General features: G+C 55.2%; 3 protein-coding genes. 1 reads left to right on the forward strand and 2 read right to left on the reverse strand.

The window, feature by feature from the left end:
• Together QP970_RS11460 and QP970_RS11735 are read right to left on the reverse strand one after the other, a co-directional pair.
• Positions 1–242: IS3 family transposase (locus QP970_RS11460; protein ID WP_350309414.1), on the reverse strand; the 242-nt coding region annotated here is incomplete at its 3' end.
• Positions 243–365: 123 nt separating this feature from the next.
• Complete coding sequence (locus QP970_RS11735; RefSeq protein ID WP_349819958.1) at positions 366–560, reverse strand: transposase; 195 nt, start codon at positions 558–560, stop codon at positions 366–368.
• A gap of 337 nt (positions 561–897) precedes the next feature.
• Between QP970_RS11735 and QP970_RS11465 the strand changes: the two genes are divergently transcribed.
• A complete protein-coding gene (locus QP970_RS11465) occupies positions 898–4,251 on the forward strand; it encodes an AAA family ATPase (RefSeq protein ID WP_284772339.1) in 3,354 nt (1,117 codons plus the stop codon).
• Positions 4,252–4,812 lie beyond the last annotated feature (561 nt).

Here is a 4,812-nt window from a genome sequence, read left to right on the forward strand (position 1 = left end):
TTCACACTGATCTGGTAGCGCTCACCTAGCTCTGCGGTGATCCGCGGAGCACCATAGACCTCATCGGAGTCTTTCCAGATCTGATGAATCTTGCGATCAACATCATCGTAAAAAGATGTCCGATCATCCTTACCGGTTAAGCGTTGCTGCTGTATATGGGTCCATTTGTAGTATCCAGACCGAGATACCTTCAACAAGCGTGCCATGCGCTTGATGCTGTAGTTAGCCTTCTCCTGCTGCATTAATTCGAACTTTTCTCTTCGCGTTGCCTTAAAGCGAAGAAGGCTGTCGCTTTTGACAAAAACTCGTTATCCATCTTGGCTTCTGCCAGCTCACGACGCAGACGAGCATTCTCCGCACGAAGATCAGCCTCGCTTAATCCATCGGAAGATCCTTAGGCGTTGACGCTCATTTTTTACCCATCGGCCTAAAAGGCCAGGTGCGACACCAATTTCTTTCGCTACATGAGCAATTGGGCGCTGCGATTCGATTACCAGGTTCGCGGCTTCGCGTCGATACTCAGGTGTGTATTTCTGGCGTTGTTGACTCACAATGAACATCCTCTCTTACGGACACAAGATCCGCACTAATCGGGTGTCCACTAAACGAGGGTAACCTCAGCTACTTCAGTCTCGGCCAGATCCTGAACAACTTCGACCAGCTCGCTAGTGGTGGAAGGGCCCTGTATCTTGGGCGCTTCAAGGAGAGCGGGAAGAGACATTCAGTTCTGAGACTATGCTACCGACGACACAGAGTGGCACAGTGCATTTTTTGGGGTAGGTGGGATCGTGCTCTAGGCGAACAACTGTTTGGTGCGAATTACCTCTTGTCCGAAGACTCCGATAAGTTAGTGACCGTTAAACCTCTCATGGACCCGCTCACTCTCTCGGAGGAATCGTGGCAATCACGTTTACTGAAGAATTTCGCCAAGCTCTCGATTTAATCAGCGCAGGACGAAACGTTCTCATCTCAGGTAAAGCCGGAACCGGCAAGTCCACGCTGTTGCGGGAATTCCTTGAGAACACGGGGAGCAAGAAAGTACTCGTCACCGCACCCACCGGTGTCGCTGCTCTGAACATCGAAGGCTTCACTATTCACCGAGCTTTCGGGTTTCGGCCATCGATGGTCCTGAGCGATCTAGAAAAGGGTGGTTCGTGGCACCCATCCACCATGACATGGGACGTGCTTAAGAAGACTGACATTCTCGTTGTGGACGAGATTTCGATGGTTCGTGCCGATCTCTTCGACATGATGGATCAGGCTCTTTGCCGTATCCGCGGGAATGGGAAGCCCTTTGGCGGTGTGCAGCTCGTACTCGTCGGTGACTTGCTGCAGTTGCCGCCGGTTGTCACTCCGAATGAAGCCGAGCTTTTCAATTCGGTGTGGGAGACCCCTTACTTCTTTTCCGCTCAGGTGTACGCTCGGCTGGACTTGGAAGAAATAAACCTAACTCAGGTCTGGCGTCAGGCTGACCCAACGTTTATTGACCTTCTCAACGAGGTTCGTGAGGGACGTGTCGGCGAAGAATCACTGGAAACCCTGAACCAGTTGGTTGCTCCCGATTTCGATGCGCCCGATGACTGGGTGACGTTGACGTCGCGTAAGTCGACGGTGGCAAGGATTAACCGCCAAAAGCTAGCCAACCTTCCTTCAGAAAAGTTCGTATCGGTTGCGGAAGGTACGGGAGATCTTCCAGCCAATTCCTTCAGCGGTGAGGACGAACTTCACTATGCCGAGGGGGCACGCGTCATGACGGTGATTAATGATCCGAAGGGCCGATTCGTCAACGGTAGTTTTGGTCAGATCGTGCGGGCAACTGGGCACGAGATCGATGTGAGGATTGACGCGACTGGTGAAGTGGTCACCCTGGCCCCACACACGTGGGAAATTAACCGGCCGGGAATTGATGGCTCACGCTTGGTTAGCCAGACAATTGGAACGATTAGGCAGTTCCCAGTCATTTTGGCTTGGGCCATTACCATCCATAAGAGCCAAGGCAAGACAATCCCAAAGCTCTACATTGATCTTGCCGGCGGTACTTCCACCGATGGGCAGTTCTACGTTGCACTATCACGTGCAGTTGATTTGGAACATCTGCGCTTTTCTACTCCGGTGGAGCCTCGTCACATACGTGCCAACAACGCCCTTGTCCGTCGTGTCAGACGAGAAGTAAGTAGCGGCGTCAATACCGACCGTGTGGTGCTCGTGTCATTCAACGGCGTGAATTTTGGCATGAGTGAACACGTCGCACGAATTCATGCGATTGTGTATCAAAATGGTAATCGGGTTGCGAGCTTTGGGTCGTGGATTAATCCGATGGCTGACCTCGGGGAATTTGGACAGCGCTATAAGATTCCGGTGGGCGGGCTCGCTATGGCACCGACGTTAGGAGATTTCTGGCCACTTCTCCTTCGTCAGGCTCAAGATGGCATCGTCGTTGGTGACCGTCTTGCCATGCTCGAGCGTGCCGTACGTCATCAAGAAAAAGGCATGGATGTTGCTCTCGGCATCGGGTACGAGGTGGGGGACTTTAGCTTCGAACCAGAAGGTGATGACGTCGTCAGCCGGTGTGAGTCGATGGCGGTTGCCTATGAGAATGGCACGATTGCCCCGTCACGCGGACAACTAGTTCCCCGCGCAGAACGGGAAACCGAAGGCGCAGTACTTATTCCTTCTTGGGCGCCGAAAGCGCCGATGATCTTGGACCAGCTGCAGGCCACGGATTCGGATAATGCATGGGCAGCGATGTCCGGTGGCACCGTGATGCCGCGTTCATTCGCGGAGGTGGAAGAGTGCGCCGAACTTCTTTCTGCATGGGCGGTATCGCGGGGCTTGTGGACGCAGGAGCTTTACGACGACATCCAGGCCCGCGTCGCACGCATCGATACCCGTACCGTGGAGCTGCCAGCGGTCGATAATGCCCCTGTGGATGTCCCTAGTCTCCTTGTTCCGGGGACTCGTATCGCTTTTACCGGGCGTAACGAGCTCCTCGGCGGCCCCGCCGATGACGAGCGCCTTGACCGCATCTGCCGTACCCGCCGCCTTGAGTACAAGAAGGGAATGTCGAAGACACGGTGTGATGTTCTCGTCGCTCGCGATGTAGCATCGATGTCTCGTAAAGCTCAGGCAGCTCGCGAGTTTGGGAAGCCGATCATCTCGCAGGACGATTTCGAGTACTGGTATGAACACGGTCCGTTCCTCGAAGCGCCCGCCCCCGCAGCGGACACCGGAGCTGCAGTAGTAGAGGAACCAGCCAGTGCTCCAGTGAAGGAAACTGAGGCCGCTCCGACGGCTGCTGCTACCGGTTCGCAAGTTGCGGAGGTAGAAAACAATGTCGCGCGGGCCGCGGACGTCCTGTCCCCAGGTACCCGCGTAGCGTTCCGTGGCTCTACCATCATTGACAATCAGCTTTACCCACAAGGGCCGGTGCTCCAAGAATTTTGCGCGGGGTTGGGTCTGGTCTACAAGCAGTCCGTAACCAAGACACGGTGTGATGTCCTCGTAACTGATGACCTCACAGCCCAAGACGGCAAAGCAAGCCTTGCGGTGCGTTACAACAAACCATTAGTGAAGCGTGAAGACTTTGCCGCATGGGCGCAGGAGCAACTGCGCGAGGAAGAGGAAGAAACGGATGTTGCTGCAGCCGCAACAGTTTCAGATCTGCAGGCGGCTAACCCATTCATTGTGGACGACGAGCCGTCTACCACTACGGAAGCAGTAGAGCCGGACACTAACACGGATCCTGAGCTTGGGGATGCCGCCGACGCCTCGGCTCCGCCCCAAGGCTGGAGCCTGTCTCATACACCATGGGAGCCGACACGCCAGGCTCAACCAGAGCCGTTGCCTGAGCAGCAACCATCACCCCGGGCAGATGCGACACAGCAGCGTGAGCAGAACGGCCAAGATGAATCCTTATCTTGGTTCGCGGAACCGTCGCCGAAGCAAGAATCTCCCTACGCGCCGGCACCATCAGCGGAACCAGCTCAGTCGACCCCTGCAGCAGCATTCCCGGTGCCCGAACCAGTTACAAAGCCGGTCCCGGAAACCTCTCAGCCCGGCAAGGAGAGAAAGTCCCCACGCTGGTTCAAGCGCTCAGCTCTAGGTTTGCTTGCGTTAACAATCGCAATATTCGTGGGAGCAGCTGTTGGTGCCCCAGATGCGTTCCTTGGACTAATGATACTCGCGTGGATGGTTGCGGCATTCGGCACCGTCCTCTTTGGTGCCGTTGCCCTTGTTACGTGGAAGCGCTGAGTAAGAACTGTTCCGACGAGACGGTTCCTTTATCAGTCGAGTCGGTACAACTCCTAGTCATCCGGCATTCCAGTGCCGGGGACGTAGTGAAGTCCGAGCTTCAAGGAGAGGGCAATCGACGCCTCGTTGAGGCGTCGATGATGGCGACGACGGGGAGCTATGCGAACCGTCCGCGTGCACTGGAAATCGCAGCAGCTGCGGCCTCCTTGGCAGGCCTTTCCCCTTGTGATTCGGGCGTGAAGCGGTAGTAGAGCTCTCCGGTACAGACTGGTCTGGGCTCTGAATCATAATTTTCCCGATGTAGTGAAACTGCTTGCATGCGTCGGCGTTATTCAACTTTAGCGGGCGGGGCGCGATGGGTGAAACGCTTCCAATAGATTTTGTTTCTATGCGGTGCCGTGTTGAACCCATTCAATTATCTATTCTAACGATCTAGAGTCAGCCTTGGGCCAGTCTTGCTACTTGACTTGTGAAGGTGGTTTACTTGACGCGCGACGCTATTTAGTACCGGTAGGGCGGTATCGAGTACCGACCGGTGCGGATATCGGGTACCGGGGGTAG

It is taken from the genome of Corynebacterium sp. MSK073, from assembly GCF_030232085.1.
GTDB lineage: Bacteria > Actinomycetota > Actinomycetes > Mycobacteriales > Mycobacteriaceae > Corynebacterium.

What these genes read in the sequence shown, in the direction of transcription:
- QP970_RS11735 (WP_349819958.1), bottom strand. Translation starts at nt 560, where the DNA reads ATGTTCATTGTGAGTCAACAACGCCAGAAATACACACCTGAGTATCGA.